The 18,256-nt window shown below is 63.5% G+C and carries 14 protein-coding genes; 1 reads left to right on the top strand and 13 read right to left on the bottom strand.

What is annotated here, in order from left to right; genetic code table 11:
* Positions 1–9 precede the first annotated feature (9 nt).
* Positions 10–885 carry an alpha/beta hydrolase family protein gene (locus EKH49_RS11370; protein ID WP_128470918.1) on the bottom strand — a complete coding sequence of 292 codons (876 nt, stop codon included), beginning with the start codon at positions 883–885 and terminating at the stop codon, positions 10–12.
* A gap of 180 nt (positions 886–1,065) precedes the next feature.
* Between EKH49_RS11370 and EKH49_RS11365 the strand changes: the two genes are divergently transcribed.
* The gene (locus tag EKH49_RS11365; RefSeq protein WP_161567507.1) at positions 1,066–2,094 is read left to right on the top strand and encodes a Gfo/Idh/MocA family protein; all 1,029 of its coding nucleotides are present in this window, start codon (positions 1,066–1,068) and stop codon (positions 2,092–2,094) included.
* Here the strand turns inward: EKH49_RS11365 and galE are convergent, their stop codons facing one another.
* From galE to EKH49_RS11305, 12 genes are all read right to left on the bottom strand, one after another.
* On the bottom strand, positions 2,095–3,057 hold the full coding sequence (gene galE / locus EKH49_RS11360; RefSeq protein ID WP_128470916.1) for a UDP-glucose 4-epimerase GalE: 963 nt from the start codon (positions 3,055–3,057) through the stop codon (positions 2,095–2,097).
* Positions 3,054–4,250 carry a galactokinase gene (galK, locus tag EKH49_RS11355; RefSeq protein WP_128470915.1) on the bottom strand — a complete coding sequence of 399 codons (1,197 nt, stop codon included), beginning with the start codon at positions 4,248–4,250 and terminating at the stop codon, positions 3,054–3,056. Before galK ends, galE begins: the two co-directional genes overlap by 4 nt.
* Positions 4,247–5,356 carry a galactose-1-phosphate uridylyltransferase gene (gene galT, locus EKH49_RS11350; protein ID WP_201739599.1) on the bottom strand — a complete coding sequence of 370 codons (1,110 nt, stop codon included), beginning with the start codon at positions 5,354–5,356 and terminating at the stop codon, positions 4,247–4,249. The genes galK and galT overlap by 4 nt, the downstream gene beginning before the upstream one ends.
* Before the next feature lie 66 nt (positions 5,357–5,422).
* The gene (locus EKH49_RS11345; protein ID WP_128470913.1) at positions 5,423–6,367 is read right to left on the bottom strand and encodes an aldose 1-epimerase family protein; all 945 of its coding nucleotides are present in this window, start codon (positions 6,365–6,367) and stop codon (positions 5,423–5,425) included.
* 94 nt (positions 6,368–6,461) lie between these two features.
* The gene (mmsB, locus tag EKH49_RS11340; protein WP_038992822.1) at positions 6,462–7,643 is read right to left on the bottom strand and encodes a multiple monosaccharide ABC transporter permease; all 1,182 of its coding nucleotides are present in this window, start codon (positions 7,641–7,643) and stop codon (positions 6,462–6,464) included.
* Complete coding sequence (gene mmsA, locus EKH49_RS11335; protein ID WP_038992820.1) at positions 7,640–9,178, bottom strand: multiple monosaccharide ABC transporter ATP-binding protein; 1,539 nt, start codon at positions 9,176–9,178, stop codon at positions 7,640–7,642. The genes mmsB and mmsA overlap by 4 nt, the downstream gene beginning before the upstream one ends.
* 93 nt (positions 9,179–9,271) lie before the next feature.
* Positions 9,272–10,441, bottom strand: a complete 1,170-nt coding sequence (chvE, locus tag EKH49_RS11330) for a multiple monosaccharide ABC transporter substrate-binding protein (RefSeq protein ID WP_052253952.1) — start codon at positions 10,439–10,441, stop codon at positions 9,272–9,274.
* A 176-nt stretch (positions 10,442–10,617) separates the two neighbouring features.
* Positions 10,618–12,129, bottom strand: a complete 1,512-nt coding sequence (gene araA / locus EKH49_RS11325) for an L-arabinose isomerase (RefSeq protein ID WP_128470912.1) — start codon at positions 12,127–12,129, stop codon at positions 10,618–10,620.
* Positions 12,130–12,136: 7 nt separating this feature from the next.
* On the bottom strand, positions 12,137–12,853 hold the full coding sequence (locus tag EKH49_RS11320; RefSeq protein WP_128470911.1) for an L-ribulose-5-phosphate 4-epimerase: 717 nt from the start codon (positions 12,851–12,853) through the stop codon (positions 12,137–12,139).
* Positions 12,854–12,878: 25 nt separating this feature from the next.
* The gene (locus EKH49_RS11315; protein WP_128470910.1) at positions 12,879–14,492 is read right to left on the bottom strand and encodes a xylulokinase; all 1,614 of its coding nucleotides are present in this window, start codon (positions 14,490–14,492) and stop codon (positions 12,879–12,881) included.
* Between the two features lie 164 nt (positions 14,493–14,656).
* A complete protein-coding gene (locus tag EKH49_RS11310) occupies positions 14,657–15,658 on the bottom strand; it encodes a LacI family DNA-binding transcriptional regulator (protein ID WP_236641133.1) in 1,002 nt (333 codons plus the stop codon).
* Positions 15,659–16,190: 532 nt separating this feature from the next.
* Positions 16,191–17,930 carry a hypothetical protein gene (locus EKH49_RS11305; RefSeq protein WP_128470908.1) on the bottom strand — a complete coding sequence of 580 codons (1,740 nt, stop codon included), beginning with the start codon at positions 17,928–17,930 and terminating at the stop codon, positions 16,191–16,193.
* Positions 17,931–18,256: the final 326 nt, after the last annotated feature.

Here is an 18,256-nt window from a genome sequence, read left to right as displayed (position 1 = left end):
TCGGCTCGCTCAGCGTTTCCGGCTCTCCAGCCAGTCCAGCAACTCTGGCCAGGCGGCTTCCCCGACGCCCCGGCGCATCAGCCCGTGATGCCCGATCGCTGGTACTCCGAGCTCATCAGGTGTGCAGGTCCGGCGCTGGACCGTGGCCGAGACCAGGTGCCCGGTCAGCTGGTCCATCTGCCGCGGCGAGGCCCACAGGTCATCGCTGGCACCGACGGCCAGGATGGGAATCCGGGTTCGGGCTGCACGTTCCCGGGCCTGCATGCTCGGGTCATCGAAGAAGTAGTTCGGCTTTTTGATCCAGCGGCTCCACTCCAGCAGGGCAGCTGTCGGGATGTCCTCGCCCAACCCGAGTTTCTGCCCGGGCATGTAGCCCATGGTCCGGCTGAGCACTGGGCCCAGGACGTTCAGTATGGCGGTGACGCGAGCGCGTTCCTGCCACGGGGTGATGGTCCGTGAAGCTGCCACATGGCTGGAGACGATGACCGCTGCTGACAGCGCTTCGGTGCCGTAGTCCAGGATCAGCCCATGCCCTCCGATGCTGTGGCCCACTGCGTAGTGCGGGAGGTCGGGGTAGCTCTCGGCCGCCCACCGCGCGACGGCTGGGATATCCTGCTGGATCCAGTCGCGCATCCGCAGGCTGCTGTGTTCCTTGGGCGAGCCGGACAGCCCGGTCCCCCGGTAGTCGTAGGTCACGGCAATCATTGAGGAACGCGTCGCCGCTTCAGCAAAGGCGCGATAGAAACGCTGCGGGGTGGCGGTCGCCGGATGAATCACCAGCACGCCACGCGGGTCTTCTGCCGGTTTGTACACCGTGGCCTGGGCACTGTCCTTGGCGGTGACGAGAATGCGCACTGATTCGCTGATGATGCTCTGGGGCTGCATACCGCCATCCTAGCCATATGTTACTCACCAGTAAATGGATTCCTCCGGTCCGGAAATCGCACGGCCAAGCCCAGCCCGTTCCCCGCCGATCGGTTGCAGCCCAAAACCTCTTCCGCCATGGCCGTCCTCCGCTTAGGGTGGAAACAGCCATCTGACCTTGCCTGCCCATCGGAGCCTGACGTGCCACTAGCCTTGCCCGAATCCTCGCTGCCCCATCCGTCCTCGGCTCCCGCGCTGAATTGGGGCATTCTCGGGCCGGGGTGGATCGCCTCGCAGTTCGCCCAGTCGCTGAACAGCTTGACCGCCAGCCGGATCGGGGCCGTCGGCTCGCGCACCGTAGCCCGCTCCGAGCAGTTCGCGCGCAGCTACGGAGATGGGCGAACCCGGGCCTTCGGATCCTACGATGCGGTGCTCAGCGACCCTGCGGTGGATGCCATCTATATCGCTGTCCCGCACAGCGGGCACGCAGAACTCGCCCTGAAAGCCATCGCCGCGGGCAAGCACGTCCTGGTGGAGAAGCCGATGAGCCTGGATGCCCGGCAAACCGCCCGGGTCATCGAGGCGGCCAGGGCTGCCGGGGTGTTCGCCATGGAAGCCATGTGGTCGCGGTTCCTGCCGATCGGGAATGTGCTGTCGCAGGTCATCGAGTCCGGAATGCTCGGGCAAGTGATCGCCATCCAGGCTGATTTCGGCGCCAAGTTCGAGGTCGACTACAGCTCGCGCATCTACGACCCGGCGCTGGGCGGCGGGGCCCTGCTGGATGTCGGCATCTATCCCGTCGCCTTCAGCGCCATGGTCTCCCCCGCCAAGCAGCTGCTGCACGCTTCGGGGCGGATGGTCCCCACCGGTGTCGACGCATCGTTTACCGCGGTGCTGGCCAATGAGGACGGCTCCACGGCAACGGTGTTCAGCAGCATCGAGACCGATTCGCCGCAAGGCGCATGGATCGCCGGCACCGAGGGAACGCTGGAGCTGCAGCGCCCGATCTGCTGCGGTTCCGGGCTGGTGCTGCGCAGTGCCGACGGAAAGCTCGCCGGCAGCCGCGAGTTCGCCGAAACCTCGCCGGCTGCCGGCTTGGGCTTCGAAGCGGCCCACGTAGCCCGGTGCATCGCCGATGGATTGACCGAGTCGCCGGTCATGCCGCTGGACGAGTCGCTGGCGATTGCCCAGACCATGGATGCGATCGCCGCAAAACTGCGCACCGGCTAGTCAGCGGCGCTGCGCCGAGGCCTCCCAGGCGCTGTGCACCATCTGCGCCAGGCTGTGGCGCATCCTCCAGTCCAGGTCGCGGGCGGCCAGCTTGCCGTCGGCAACGATGCGCGCCGGATCGCCCGGACGGCGGGCTTCCTCAATAGCGGTGAAGCCGATGCCGGTCACCTCGGCGACCGCGTCCATGATCTGCCGCACCGAGACGCCATCACCTGAACCCAGGTTGTAGACCGGCTCCAACGCCTCGCCCGCCTCCAGCTTCCTGGCCGCCTCCACGTGCGCCAGCGCGAGGTCGGCGACATGCACGTAGTCGCGCACGCAGGTGCCATCGGGGGTGCCGTAGTCGGTGCCGAAGATCTTCGGGGACTTGCCGGAGTTCAACGCCTGGAACACCAGCGGGAACAGGTTGTGCGGGCTCGCATCGTAGAGTTCAGCGCTGCCCGATCCAACCACGTTGAAGTAGCGCAGCGAGGTGTGCTTCAGCCCGGTGGCCACCGCCTGGTCGCGGATCATCCACTCCCCCACCAGCTTGCTCTGGCCATACGGGGATTCGGGGAAGGTGCCGGTGGCTTCGGTGACCACATCCTCGGCCGGGGTGCCGTAGACGGCGGCCGATGAGGAGAAGACCATATTGTGCACGCGGGCGGTGGCCATCGCTTCAAGCAGGTGCGCGGTGCCGGTGGCATTCTGCTCGAAGGCCAGCAGCGGGTGCTTCACCGATTCTCCGGCGTACTTGTAGCCGGCTAGGTGGATGACCCCGGTAACCTCGTGGCGCTTCATGATTTCCACGAGCTTTTCGGTCTGCAGGATGCTCAACTGGTAGAACGGCACTTCTTCGGGAACGAAGGAGCGCACCCCGCTGGACATCGAGTCCACGACGACCGGTTCGAACCCCGCCTCCTGCAGCGAACGCACCACGTGGGATCCGATATACCCGGCTCCGCCGGTCACTAGCCAACTCATGCCCTGCCTGCTCCTTCATCTGCAACGACGGTGAAAATGGCCGGCTCGACATAGCCGGCGTGGTCAAAGGCCTCGCGGACAGCCTGGCTGACCGGCTCGATCCGCTCGCGCTTGACCAGGGCAATGGCGCTGCCGCCAAAACCGCCACCGGTCATGCGGGCACCGATCGCCCCGGCCGCCATGGCGGCCTCCACCGCGGCGTCCAGTTCCTCGCTGGAAATCTCGTAGTCGTCGCGCATGGATTCGTGGGACTGGCACAGCAGCTTGCCTACCGCATCCAGGTCCGAGGCGCGCAACGCGGCAACGGCATCGAGCACCCGCCGGTTCTCGGTCACGATGTGCTTGGCGCGGCGCCGGGCCACCGGGTCGGCGATGGCCTCCAATTCCGCGACGCTGTGCACTTCCCGCAAGGATTCCACCCCCAGTGCCGCGGCGGCCTGCTCGCAGCTGGCACGGCGGGCGGCATAGCCGCCATCCACATGCGAATGCTCGACGCGGGTATCGACGACCAGCACCACCGCGTCGTGCTGCGCCAACGGCAGCGGCACTGCCTGGGTTTCCATGGAACGGCAATCCAGGAAGAGCGCGTGCTGCGCATGGGACATCAGCGAGGCGCTCTGATCCATGATTCCGGTCGGGGCGCCCACGAATTCGTTCTCGGCCCGCTGGGTCAGCTGGGCCATCTGCACCTTGGCCAGCCCCAGGCCGTAGAGGTCATCCAGCGCCACGATGGTCGCCACTTCCAGGGCGTGCGAGGAGGACAGCCCGGAGCCCACCGGGACATCGGAGTCGACCATCAATTCCAGCCCGCCAATTTGCACGCCATCGAGCTGGTTCAATGCCCACAGCACGGCGGCCGGGTAGGCGGCCCAGCCGGGCACCGCCCGGGGCACCAGCTCATCGACCGTGACCGAGGTGATCGGCAGCTCGTCGACTGCCCCGTAGGTGGAGGCGAAATCCAGCACCTGGCTTCCCGGCTCCAGCTGCGACTTGCGGCGCACTGCCACCAGCGCGTTCTTATCGATGGCGAAGGGCAGCACATAGCCCAGATTGTAGTCGGTATGCTCGCCAATCAGGTTCACCCGTCCCGGGGCGCGCCAGATGCCTTCGGGCCGGTGGCCGTAGGCCTTGGTGAACTTTTCGCGCAGGGCGTTGACCCGCGCCGCGGTTTCCCCGCTTCCGCTGCGGCTCATGGCATGACCTCGCGCAGCCGGGCGGCGGCCTGCTCGGCCGGAACGTCGTTGATGAAGGCGCCCATGGCGGCTTCCGAGCCGGCCAGGTACTTCAATTTGCCAGCTGCCCGGCGCGGGCTGGTCAGCTGCAGGTGCAGCCGAGATGCCGCACGGGCTTCCGGTTCCAACGGAGCCTGGTGCCAGGCAGCGATATAGGGGGTGGGGGTGTCGTACAGCGCGTCGAATCCGCGCAGCAGATCCCGGTACATCACTGCCAGTTCAGCTTTCTCGCCGTCGTTGAGCGCCGCGAGATCCGGCACGTGGCGGTGCGGCACCAGATGGGCTTCCAGCGGCCATCGGGCAGCGTAGGGCACGAACACGGAGAAGTGCTCGCCCTGGCGCACCATGCGCGTGCCTTCATTGCGCTCGAAGTCCAGGATGTCTTGCATCAGGGGGCGTCCGGTCTTCGCCAGGTGCGCCACCGCCTGGCCTGCCATCTTGGCGGCGGTCGGAGCCAGGTACGGGTAGGCGTAGATCTGCCCGTGCGGGTGGTGCAGGGTCACGCCAATGTCCTGGCCGCGGTTCTCGAAGACGAAGACCTGCTCGATGCCTTCCATCGCGGATAATGCGGCGGTGCGCTGCGCCCAGGCCTCGATGACGGTGCGTGCCCGGGCGTCATCCAGCGAGGCGAAGGAGCCGGTGTGCTCGGGGGTGAACACCACGACTTCGCAGCGGCCGTAGGCCGGGGCGGGAACCTGCACCGGTGCGGCGGCTGGAATCGAACCCAGTACCGGGCCGAGCGACGGGAAGCGGTTCTCGAAGACCACCACGTTGAAGTCCTCGGCGGGGATTTCGCTCATGCGCCCGTGCGCGCTGGGGCATAGCGGGCATTCTTCCTTGGGCGGCAGGTAGGTGCGCGACTGGCGGTGGGCGGCGACCGCCACCCAGTCTCCGGTCAGCCGGTCATAGCGCAGCTCGCCGGGTTCCCCGCGCGGATCCAGCGGCCGGGTATCGGCCACCGGTTCCGGCAGTGCGGTGTTGGCATCGGCGAAGAAGATCGCTTCGCGGCCATCGGCCAGGTGGTGCACCCGGTGGGCTGCTTCATATGCTGCGGAGCCTTGCGGCATGGCCATCTCTCCAATGGGCTAGTGGTGGTGCAAATAGGTAGGCGGCGCGGCGGGCGCGCCTGCGGGTTAGCTCGGCTGGACCGGGCCGATCAGCCAACTGGCCTCGCAGCTGGCGCCCGGGGCAAGCGCGATGACGTCCTGGCCTGAGTTGAACCCGCCGGGCGGGCAGGTCATCGGCTCGATGGCCAGGCCGGTGCGGTCAAGCGCCGGGTCATCGCGGTCAGCGGTGTGGATCTGGACCCACGGGCAGGCCGCATCCCAGCTGATCTGCGCACCGACGCCCGCAGCGTCGGTGATCGATGCACTGAACAAGCCGTCGGCGCCGGCGGCCAACCCGGTGTACGCATGATCGATGAACAGTTCCCCGATCGGCTTCGGGGTGCGGAAATCCAGCTCGGTGCCAGCCACCTGAACCACCTCCTGCGGCAGCAGGCGCGCGCCGTCGGTGAGCTGCACCTTGCCGGCTGGCAGGGTGAAAGTCCATTCATCCGCCTTCTTGCCCGGTGCGACCAGGTAGGCGTGCGAACCCCAGGCGAAGGGCGCGGTGCCCTGCCCGAGGTTGGTGGCGGTGGCGATGGTGCGCAGCCCGCCGGCTTCCAGCCGGTAGTCGATCACCAGCTGCACCTCATAGGGGTAGCCGGGGTTCGGGGCGATCACTGTGCGCAGCTGGGCGAAGTCCGGGCCGCGTCCGGTGATCTCGAAGTTCTCGTCCAGCACCAAGCCGTGCAGCGCGTGGCCGCGCTCCGGCTCGCTGATTCCCAGTTGCAGCTCCCGGCCTTCCCAGTGGTAGGCCCCGTCGATCACCCGGTTGGGCCAGGGAGCCAGGATCGCTCCGGAGAACACCGGGCGCTCACCGCGCGGATCGAAGGCGCGCACCAGCGGGCGACCACCGTAGTCCAGGGACACCAGTGTGGCGCCCACCGTGGCCAGCTGCGCGGTGAAGCCGTGGGCTTGCAGCGTGAGCACCGTTCCGTTGGCGGTGTCCTGCTGCGGCATTGATTGGCGATCCATTTCGTCATCCTTCGTGCTGTGCAGGGAAACTGTCGGGCATGGGCAGGCCCTCCCGCCACCTCATGCGGGAGGGCCCGTGGCAGCAAGCCGCAGGCTAGTTGCCGGCGCCTGCGCGGCGCTTGTTGTAGATGTCGAAGGCCACTGCCAGCAACAGCACCACGCCCTTGACGATCTGCTGGGTGGACGCGCCGACGCCCATCAGCTGCATGCCGTTGGACAGCACCGCCATCACCAGGCCGCCGACGATCGCTCCGGTCACCCGGCCCACGCCGCCGGTGGTCGAGGCGCCGCCGATGAAGCAGGCGGCGATCGCATCCAGCTCGAACATGTTCCCGGCACCCGGCTGGGCACCGTTGGAGCGCGAGGAGAAGACCACGCCGGCCACACCGGAAAGCAGGCCCATGTTGATGAAGATCCACATGTTGATCTTCTTCACGTTCACGCCCGAGAGCTTCGCGGCGGAGAGGTTGCCGCCGATGGCGTAGACGTGGCGGCCGAAGACGGTCTTGGTGGTCAGCACGTGGTAGCCCAGGATCAGGGCGGCCAGGATGATCAGCACGATCGGCATGCCGCGGCTGGTGGCGATCTGCCAGAAGAACCAGAGGATGATGGCGCCGGAAATGATGTTCTTGGCCAGGAACATGGCCATCGACTCGACACTCTGGCCGTACTTTGCCCGGCCTGCGCGATTGCGCCACTGCGAGTAGAACAGGCCCACGACGGCGATCACGCCGATGATCACGGTGAACAGGTCGAAGCCGTTGCCGCCGAGCAGGCCGTTGAGGAAGCCGCCGGCGATCTGGCCGTATTCGCCGGGGAACGGCGAGAGCGAAACGTTGTTGAGCACTTCGTAGGTCAGGCCGCGGAAGAGCAGCATGCCGGCCAGCGTCACGATGAACGCGGGAATGCCCACGTACGCAACCCAGAAACCCTGCCACACACCGCACAACCCGCCGACCGCGATGCCGGCGAGCATGCCTGCCCACCATGGCATGTCGTTCTTGATCACCAGCACCGCGGAGACCGCGCCGGTCAGGGCGACCAGTGAACCGACGGAAAGGTCGATATGCCCGGCCACGATCACGATGATCATTCCCAGTGCGAGGATCAGCACGTAGGAGTACTGCAGGATGATGTTGGTGATGTTGATCGGGCTGAGCAGCAGGCCGTTGGTCAGGATGGTGAACAGCACCACGATGAGCACGAAGGCAATGTAGATGCCCGAGGTGCGCAAGTTCTTGGTGAAGATATCCTTCAGCTCGTTTGTGATGGTCATCGGGTGCTTTCCTTCTCGATGGTCATGAGTTCCATGAGGCGTTCCTGGGTGGCTTCGCTGCGCGGCAGCTGGCCGGTCATCCGGCCGTAGGCCAGGGTGTAGATGCGGTCGCAGATGCCCAGCAGCTCGGGCAGTTCGGAGGAGATCACCAGCACTGCCTTGCCGGCCGCGGCCAGCTCGTTGATGATCGTGTAGATCTCGTATTTGGCGCCGACGTCGATGCCGCGGGTGGGCTCGTCGAGGATCAGCAGCTCAGGGGCGGTGTGCAGCCACTTGCCCAGCACGACCTTCTGCTGGTTGCCGCCCGAGAGGTTGCCGACCTTCGCCATGACGTTGGGGGTCTTGATGCGCATGGACTTGCGGTAGTGCTCAGCGATCTGGATTTCCCTGTTGCCGTCCACGAAGCCCTTCGAGGAGATCTTGCCCAGTCCGGCCGCGGTGGTGTTCACGCGGATGTCCTCGATGAGGTTCAGCCCGAACTTCTTGCGGTCCTCCGAGACGTAGGCGATGCCGGCGCCAATGGCCTTGCCCACCGTGGAGGTGTCCACCGGCTTGCCGCCCATCAGCACGGTGCCGGTGATGTTCCGGCCGTAGCTGTGGCCGAAGATGCTCATCGCCAGTTCGGTGCGCCCGGCGCCCATGAGCCCGGCAATGCCGACGATTTCGCCGGCGCGCACGTCGAGGCTTGCGTGCTCCACCACGGTGCGGTCCTGCTGGACCGGATGCTGGACCGACCAGTCGCGCACCTCGAAGACCACGTCGCCGATCTGCGGCTCGCGCTGCGGGTAGCGGGCGGAGAGCTCGCGGCCGACCATGCCGCGGATGATGCGGTTCTGGTTGGAGGCGGGGTCGGCCATGTCAAGGGCCTCGATGGACTGGCCGTCGCGGATGATGGTGGTGGTGTTGGCGATGTCCTCGATCTCGCCGAGCTTGTGCGAGATGATGATCGAGGTGATGCCCTGCTCGCGCAGTTCGCGCAGCAGGTTCAGCAGGTGCTCGGAGTCGTCGTCGTTCAGCGCGGCGGTCGGTTCGTCCAGGATCAGCAGCTTCACGTTCTTGCTCAGCGCCTTGGCGATTTCCACCAGCTGCTGCTTGCCGACACCGAGCTGGCCGACCGGGGTGACCGGCTGCTCGTGCAGGCCCACGCGGGCCAGCAGGTCGGCGGCGCGATGGTTGGTTTCGTTCCAGTCGATGAAGCCGCCGCGGGAGGTCTCGTTGCCGAGGAAGATGTTCTCCGCCACCGAGAGGTAGGGCACCAGGGCCAGCTCCTGGTGGATGATCACGATGCCCTGGGCCTCGGAATCCTTGATGTTCGAGGCCTTGAGCTCCTCGCCCTCGAAAATGATCTTGCCCTCGTAGCTGCCGTGCGGGTAGACCCCGGAGAGCACCTTCATGAGGGTGGATTTTCCGGCGCCGTTCTCTCCGCAGATGGCGTGGATTTCGCCCTTGCGAACCGATAGGTTGACGCCGTCCAGCGCCTTGACTCCGGGAAAAGTCTTGGTGATGTCCTGCATGTGCAGGATCGTGGTGTCCATAGTGCAGACGTCCTTGGTGTGTGCTGTGAGCGGTGAACCGCGGCGGCGGGAGCGCAGGTTGCCCTCCCGCCACCGCGGTTGCTGCCTGCGCGGCTACTTGGCCTGTCCGGCCTTGACTTCCTCGGCGGTGTAGTACCCGGAGTCGACCAGCAGCGAGGTGATGTTGTCCTTGACCACGATGTCCGAATTCAGCAGGTACGAGGGAACGACCTTCTTGCCGTTGTCGTAGCTTTCGGTGTCGTTGGCTTCCGGCTCGCCGCCGCCAGCGTAGGCTTTCACTGCCTCGACAGCCTGGGTGGCCAGCTTGCGGGTGTCCTTGAAGATGGTTGCGTACTGCACGCCGTCGTCGATCAGCTTCACCGAGGCGATTTCGGCGTCCTGGCCGGAGATGATCGGCAGGCCGTCCTTGATGGACTTGCCGTAGCCGGCGTTGGACAGCGCGGTGATGATGCCGCGGGAAATGCCATCGAATGGCGAGAGGATGCCGTCGATCTTGGTCTTGCCGCCCTGGTAGTGGGCGGTGATCAGGTCTTCCATGCGCGATTGGGCTTCTTCCTGGCTCCAGCGCAGGGTGGCTGCCTGCTCGATCTTGGTCTGGCCGGACTTGACCGTCAGCGTGCCGTCGTCGAGGTATGGCTTGAGGGTGTCCATGGCGCCCTTCCAGAAGAAGTGCGCGTTGTTGTCGTCGATCGAACCGGCGAAGAGCTCGATGTTGAACTTGCCCTTCTTGTCGGTGCGCTTGCCTTGATCATCGGCCAGGCCCATGCCGGCCAGCAGCGAGGTGGCCTGCTGGACGCCGACGTTGTAGTTGTCGAAGGTGACGTAGAAGTCGACGTTCTCGGTGCCGTTGATCAGGCGGTCGTAGGAGATGATCGGGATGTTCTGGTCCGCGGCGGCCTGCAGCTGGGTGGACAGCGCGGTACCGTCGATGGAGGCGACCACCAGGATGTCGCTGCCCTTGGTGATCATCTGGTCGATCTGCTGCTGCTGGGTGGGGATGTCGTCATTCGCGAACTGCAGGTCGACTTCGAAGCCGGCTTCTTCCAGCTGGGACTTGACCGCTTCACCGTCGGCAATCCAGCGTTCGGACGTCTCGGTTGGCATTGCGACGCCCACCTGGATGTCCTCGGGGGCGGTCGATTCCCCGCCGCCAGCCCCGGCTCCGCCTCCGGCGCCGCTGCCGCTGCAGGCTGCCAATGCGCCGACCAGTGCGAGCGATCCCATGGTCGCCACGGCTTTGCGGGTCCAATTATTCCATGCCATCTTTTCCTCCTTGAAAGGTTGCCATATCTGCGAATGAGACTGGACTCACACTATGTTAGCGCTAACACAGTGACTTCGACCACCCTCTGATGAAAATAAATTAAGATTCCTTACCCAGTGGCCTTGCGCGCCCAGCACAGGGCGCGCAGGGCCCATTAAAGGGGCTTGTCTGGCTGCTAGAAGCCTTGCGCCAAGCGGTAGTAGCTCTGGTTGACGCGGATCTGCTGCGCGAAGTTCCGGCGTGTGGTCTCCTCGTCGATGACCAGCAGTTCGGCACCGGCGATCTCCGCGAAGATCTCGAAAGCCTCGATGCCTGCGGCGGTGGACATCACCGTGTGGTGCGCCCCGCCGGCAGCAAGCCAGGACTCGGCAGAGATATTGAAATCAGGCCGCGGACTCCACACCGCGCGGGCTACCGGCAGGTTCGGCAGGTCAGCTGGCGGGGTCACCACGTCCACCACATTGGCGGTCAGCCGGAAGCGCTCGCGCATATCGGCCATGGACACGACCACCGCGCCCTCGGCGGCGTCCGCGCTGAAGACCATGCGCACCGGATCCTCGCGGCCGCCGATGCCCAGCGGGTGGATTTCCACCCTTGGCTTGGAGGTGGTCAGCGACGGGCAGACCTCGAGCATGTGGGCACCGAGGATCAGCTCCTTGCCGGGGGTCAGGTCGTAGGTGTAGTCCTCCATCAGCGAGGCTCCGCCCGGCAGGCCCTCGCCCATCACCTTGGCGGCGCGCACCAGCACCGCGGTCTTCCAGTCGCCTTCGGCGCCGAAGCCGTAGCCCTTGCCCATCAGGCGCTGCACGGCCAGGCCAGGCAACTGCTTGAGCCCGCCGAGATCCTCGAAGTTGGTGGTGAAGGCCATGGCGCCGGCTCTGGACAGGAACGCTTCCAGCGCGATTTCCTGGGCAGCGGCATAGCGCAGCGAACCGTGGCGGGCACCGCCGGCACGCAGTTCGGGAACCACGTCGTACTCGCGCTCGTACTCGCCGACCAGCGCATCGATGTCGGCTTCGGCCACGGCCTTCACGGCCTCGACCAGGTCATTGACGGCCCAGGTGTTCACCGAGACCCCGAAGCGGATCTCGGCTTCGGTCTTGTCGCCCTCGGTCACCGCGACATTGCGCATGTTGTCGCCAAAGCGGACCAGCTTCAGGTTCTGCACGGCGTTGAAACCGGCAGCGCCGCGGATCCAGGTGCCCACGCGGCGGGTGACCGCGGGATTGGAGACGTGGCCGACCACCGTGGTGCGCGCGGCGCCCAGGCGGGTGGCCAGGTAGGCGTATTCGCGGTCGCCGTGCGCAGCCTGGTTCAGGTTCATGAAGTCGAAGTCGATCGAATCCCAGGGCAGTTCGACATTTGCTTGGGTGTGCAGGTGCAGCAGCGGCTTCTGGAGGGCCTTCAGGCCATTGATCCACATCTTCGCCGGGCTGAAGGTGTGCATCCAGGTGATCACGCCCAGCACGTTCTCATCCGAGTTGGCCTCCAGCATCGCGCGGCGGATCGACTCGGAGTCCTTCAGCACCGGCTTCCAGATGATCTTCGCCGGGACATCGGCGGACGCATCCAGCGCCTGCGCCACCTCGGTGGACTGCTGCGCCACCTGGCGCAGGGTGTCCTCGCCGTACAGGTCCTGGCTGCCGGTGAAGAACCAGATTTCCTTGTCGTTATATGCCTTGGCCATGATGTCCTTACTGTCCGTAGACGTTCTGGTAGCGCTCGTAGAGCGAGTCGATCTTCGCGGGGTCGATGGGCTGCGGGTCCCCGAGCTGCTGGGCGATATGCACAGTGCGGGCCACTTCCTCGCACATCACCGCAGCCTTGACTGCAGCCCGGGCATCCTTGCCGATGGTGAATGGCCCGTGGTTGGCCATGAGCACCGCGGGGCTGCGGGATTCGCGCAGCGTGGAGACAATGCCGCGACCGATGGAGTCATCGCCGATGATCGCAAAGGGGCCCACGGGGATGGGGCCGCCAAACTCATCGGCCATCATGGTCAGCACGCAGGGGATTTCCTCGCCGCGCGCTGCCCACGCGGTGGCGTAGGTGGAGTGGGTGTGCACCACGCCGCCGACTTCCGGCATGTGCTCATACGTGTAGGCATGGGCGGCGGTATCCGAGGATGGCGCATGCTCGCCCTCGAGCAGCAGGCCATCGATGGTGCACACCACCATCGATTCAGGGGTCAAGTCGTCGTAGGAGACCCCCGACGGCTTGATCACGAAGAGGTCTGAGCTGCCATCGGTGATCTGCGGATGGCGCACGCGCTGGGAGACGTTGCCTGCGGTCCAGACCACCAGCTCGTAGCGCGGCAATTCGGCGTGCAGGCTGGCAACGAGCTGCCGGACCGCAGCCACCTCATCTTGCATCGATTGCGGGTAATCCGCCAGTGACTTGAACTTACTCATTTTTTCTTGGCTTTCTGCTGGAAACTTACAGGGCGGTGATGGCCGCACGCTGAATGGCCAAACCGGATTCATAGTTCTGCAGCCAGGCCTTGTAGCCGGCCACATCTTCAGGCAACGGGGCTGCGTCCTTGGTGTTGGCCTCGGCGAAGACCAGCTCGTCCAGGTAGGAATCCAAGCTGGCCTGCGGGTTGGCTTCGATGAACTGTCGGAAGCTTGCCAGCACCGCGATACCCCAGGGCCCGCCGTGGCCGGCAGTTTCCGAAACGCTCACTTCGGTGTCCAGCGCGGCCGCCAGGAAGCGCTGGGCCACCCCGGCGGTGCGGAAGATGCCGCCATGGGCATAGAGCTTTTCCACCTGCACGCCCTGCGCGGCCAGCACCTTCATGCCCAGGCTCAGGGTGGCGAACATACCGTAGACCTGGGCGCGCATCAGGTTGGCCAGGGTCAATGAGGAGTCCGGGGTGCGGATGACCAGCGGCCGGCCTTGTTCCAGGCCGGTGACCGGCTCGCCCGACAGGTTGTTGTAGGCCAGCAGGCCTGCCCCGTCGGCCTGGCCGTCCAGTGCCGAGCCGAGCAGCGCCTCGAAGATGCGGTCGCTGGAGGCATCCACGCCCAGCGCCTTGGCGAACTCGCCGAATACGCCGGCCCAGACGCCGATCTCGCTTGCGCCGTTATTGCAGTGGACCATCGCGACGCTGTCGCCGGCCGGGGTGGTGACCACATCGATTTCGTGGTGCACTCCGGCCAGTGGCTTCTCCAGCACGAGCATCGCGAAGATCGAGGTGCCGGCCGAGACGTTGCCGGTGCGTACGGCCACCGAGTTGGTGGCCACCATTCCGGTTCCGGCATCGCCTTCGGGCGGGCAGAACGGGGTGCCGGGCTGCAGCTGGCCGGTGGGATCGAGCAGGCGGGCGCCGGTTTCGCTCAGGGTTCCTGCCGTCGCGCCGGCAGGCAGGACTGCCGGGAGCAATTCGGCAAGAGAGCGCGGGGACTGGTAAGGGGCTGAGATCTCGTCGAAGGTCTCGAGCAGCGCGGCGTCGTAGCTGCCGGTGGCGGTGTCGATGGGGAACATACCCGAGGCATCACCGACGCCCAGCACCTTCTCGCCGGTGAGCAGCGTGTGGACATAGCCAGCCAAGGTGGTCAGGTGCTGGACCTGCGGCACATGCTCCTCGCCATCGATCATGGCCTGGAAGTAGTGGGCCACCGACCAGCGCAGCGGGATATTGACGCCGAGGGCGGTGGTGAGCTGCTCGGCGGCCACCTGGGTGTTGGTGTTGCGCCAGGTGCGGAAGGGAACCAGCAGATCACCATCCTCGCCAAAGGCCATGTAGCCATGCATCATGGCCGAGACGCCCATGGAGGCGAAGCCGCTTGGGGCAATACCGTAGCGCTGGCGGCAATCGGCGAGCACGGCAGCGAAGCACTGCTGCAGGCCGGTGTGGATAGCGTCCAGCGAGTAGGTCCACAGCTGGTTCTCGAATTGGTTCTCCCACTGGTGGCTGCCGCTGGCCAGCTGCTGGAAATCCGGGCCAATCAGGCTGGCCTTGATGTTGGTGGAGCCCAGTTCGATGCCGAGCACGGCTTGGCCGCTGATGATGAGCTGGGCTGCAGTTGCATCCTGGGGCGCGGTGGCCATGAACTCTCCGTCCTGAGGCCCAGCTTGGTGGGCAGCGTCTTTGCATCGACGGCAGCTTCCGAGGGGTTTCGGAGAAGCGCCGGCGGGAACTTCGAGATAATGTTAGCGCTAACATTTCGTGATGCGCAACACCCGATTTCGAGATACTGCCAACTAGAACAGAATTACTGGGACTTCGGCGGGGCCGTGCTCGCCCGCATGACCAGCGTTGGAGCGATCACCTTTGGAGATTTATCGGCGGTGTCGCCTTCGAGCAATTTCGTGAGTGCCGCATGCCCGACGTCCCTGAATGGCTGCCGAACGGTGGTCAGCGATGGAATGAGGAAATTCGAAATCTGCAGATCGTCGAAACCGATCACCGAGACATCGGTTGGCACATCCAGCCCGGCTTCCCAGAAGGCGCGCAGGATGCCAGTGGCGAGATAGTCGTTCGCGGCGAAGACTGCCGTCACTTCCCCGACGCGCACCGAGTCAACCAGTCTCTTGCCCGCCTCGTACCCGCTGGGCGCCAGCCATGATTCGGCGGGCACTTCAATAATCGGCGCCTTGGCTTCGAGCATTTTTTCCTGCCAGCCGATTTGGCGCTCGGTGGCGTCGAACCAGCCGGTTGGCCCGGAGACATGGGCAATTTTGCGATGACCTAAAGCCAGGAGGTGTCCGGTAGCCAGGCGTGCGCCTTCGCGCTGGTCAACATAGACGTAGCGAGCCGGATCCGAGACGGGAACGCTGGTGCGGGCGGCGACAACTACCACTGGGATCTTGAGCGCCGCATCATCCAGGGCGTCAATGACCTTTTCGAACGGCGCGACCATCACCACGCCGTCAACTCCTTGGTCAACCAGGTGGTTCAAGGCTTCGGTTGCACTGTGAGCGTCGTAGCGATCCAATGCGGTCACGCTGACGAAATAGCCTTGCGCGCGGGCTGCTGCTTCGATGGCCAGCACAGTTGACTGCGGTCCAAAGAACTCGCTGCCGATGGTCAGAATCCCAATGGTGCTGGAGTGCGATGTCGCCAAAGCACGGGCAGCTCGATTGCGGCGATACCCGAGTTTGCGGATTGCTTCCATGACCTGGTCACGCGTTCCGGACCGGACATTGGGGTGGTTGTTGAGCACTCGCGACACAGTCTGGTGCGACACCCCTGCCATGGCCGCTACATCCGCCATTGACGGAGGCCTTTTATTCGGGTGCCCTTCACCGGGCTGAGCAATGTTCACATCGGTCATTATTGCAAAAACCGGCGGTTTGGCTACTGCCACGCCGGGTAATCCGGGGCCTTATGAACCCATCGAGGTGGTATATGACGTGGTGGACATATATCTTTGCCCGGGAACTTATCCGCTAGATTGCGGGGGTTCTCCCCCAGCTTTTCCGGAGGGGGAAGGTTTACTTGCTATGAATCAGTGGCCTCACTTCAGCCTGACAGACAGAGTGATCCGGTCTGATCTGTTACCGATGTCCTGAGACAGAAGTGTCACCGGTGTCTTGAGACATCACACATTTAAAAAGTAAGTATGTGGGACATGATTCGAAAGTGCCGTCATTCGATTGTGCTCGGAGGTAGCCAATAGTTCATCGAAGGACGGGCAACTTCATCCCCGTATTGGTCATGAGGTTACATCGTCCGTCTTGAGTCGGGCAGGGCGTAAAAGCCGACAACCACGTGAACACGTAGTTGTCGGCCAGTCGCTGACGATGCTACTTAACCGAAGAAGTTGAGGTCTTCGAGGCGTAGCCCTTCTTACTTCCAGTGACCTTCACGTAGACAACCTTGCCCAGGTCCCGCGAGGTCACCTTGTAGGTCGACTTGGTGGCTTTGCTGATCGGGGCGCCAGAACGGTACCACTGGTATTTGTATTTCTCGGGTTTCGGACTCCACGAACCGGGTTTGGCTGTCAGTTTCGAGCCAACCTTCATCTTGCCCGATACGGATGCTCCCTTCTTTACCGTGAACTTCGCCTTGGCTACCTTCTTGGTCTTAGCAGTGGTGCTTGTCTGGGTTGCAAATCCGGGACCGCTGGCGGTGACTCGGACGCTGATATTCCTGCCTGTATCGGACAGACCCAGTTTGTAGGTGGTCTTCGTAGCGTTCTTGATGGTCTTGCCATCACGCAGCCACTGGTACCTAAACTTTCCCGGCTTAGTGGAACGGGTGCCAGGATTGACCTTCAGTGTTTGTCCATAGACTGTCTTGCCACTGATACGCGGCGCTTTAGTGACAGTGTATTTTCCCTTTGTGACCCGGGAGGTGTCATACGAGGTATGGACAACCGGGTACATTCCAGATTTTGAACCCGTTACCGAATAAGCAAGGCGTTTGCCCAAATCCGCAGTGGTTGGCGTGTAAGTGGACTTGGTGGCGCCATTGATTCTCTCCCCTGCGCGAAGCCACTGGTATTTGAGCTTTACACCTGACGGCGCATTGGAGAACTTCGCAGTGAGCTTCTTCCCTACCTGCGCCGAGTCAATCCGCCCCAGTTTTAACAGGATTGGATCCTGGACAGTGAAAATTCTGGAGAAGGTTTCCGTTGTGCTTTGCCAGTATTCTGTTTCGCCCCAGTACTCATGGTGCGTTGCTTTGACGGTGAGCTTTTTGCCGGAGTCTGCCTTGCTCAGCTTGTAAGCGCAGCCGCCTGAATCTCCACTTTTTGATTTTTGGAATACTGTGCTGCCGCGGCTCCAAGTGCAATTGGTTTTCATGGCGAAGCCGGTGGAGGTTTTGCTGCCTGCAGCAGTCACCCAAGTACCGACGGGAACCGTAGTTGCCGATGGATTCAAGATTGAAGCTTCGCCGAAGGGGGTATAGCTAGCCTGTAGCTTTCCCGTACCCAGCCATGACAATTCTTCATATGCAGAGACAACATATTGTTCACCGACATGGATGTTGTACTGCAGGCTGCGCCCGTCTGCCTTGTGCTGGCCCTCGTAGTATCCATCCAAGAAGCGAATATGCGTTGCCCTGGGGGCAACGAAAGTATTAAACCCCACCTGCTTGACTGGCGGATCTGTCCATCCGTCGTTCGTAAGGTAGTCTCCGATTTCCAAGCTGAAAGGTTCGCCGTCGAAACCTCTGAAGGTTTGAAGCTTGAATTCAGTACCTGCCAGCACACGGACTGGCTTCGTGTCGAACGTGATTTCCAGTTGTGCTAAAGCTGGTGCGTTCAAGAATTCTCGTAAGTCCACGTCAATCGGACCGTTGTACGCCAGACGGTTTAGCGCGGTCATGCTTTTCAGAACATCACCCTTAATTGGCGCGTTCTCCAAGCTCAAGTCAGTGATGGAAGTATTGCCATGCACTGCTTGCTGGTCGTCTCCGGTGCAAACCGCGCTGCTGCCTTCAACGGTGCAGTCCCCCATGCTGGCTTGCGCCGGCACTGCCATAAGTGGACTGATTCCCAGAGCAATGCTGAGGATCAGAGCAGATAATTTAGTTTTCAATTTTCCCCAAATGCTACGACGCGAGTATCGAGACGAATTTTATCCTGCACTTAGAAAATTGGGTATTACTGTTTGTTAGTAGCCTGGTCTTTCAGGATAGTCATATCGTGTTTTTCCTAGTCTCTTTCTTTCAATTAAGTGGGGACTTACATCATCCACCTGACAGGCTCCATGATTCATCCGGTGGACTTTGAACCGCAGCCACGCGGCCAGCATGTGCCGGTTGGGGAACAGGAAACTGTATTCACACTAGCCGCGTGGCGCAGGTCATGTGTCATCTAAATGGAGGTGGTCCCATCCCAACACAGGCTGGCGATGCAGGTGAG

The sequence above is a fragment of the Glutamicibacter sp. HZAU genome, from assembly GCF_004100365.1.
GTDB classification, from domain to species: domain Bacteria; phylum Actinomycetota; class Actinomycetes; order Actinomycetales; family Micrococcaceae; genus Glutamicibacter; species Glutamicibacter nicotianae.
The sequence above is the reverse complement of the archived record's forward strand: the minus strand, read 5'-3'. Positions and strand labels throughout refer to the sequence as shown.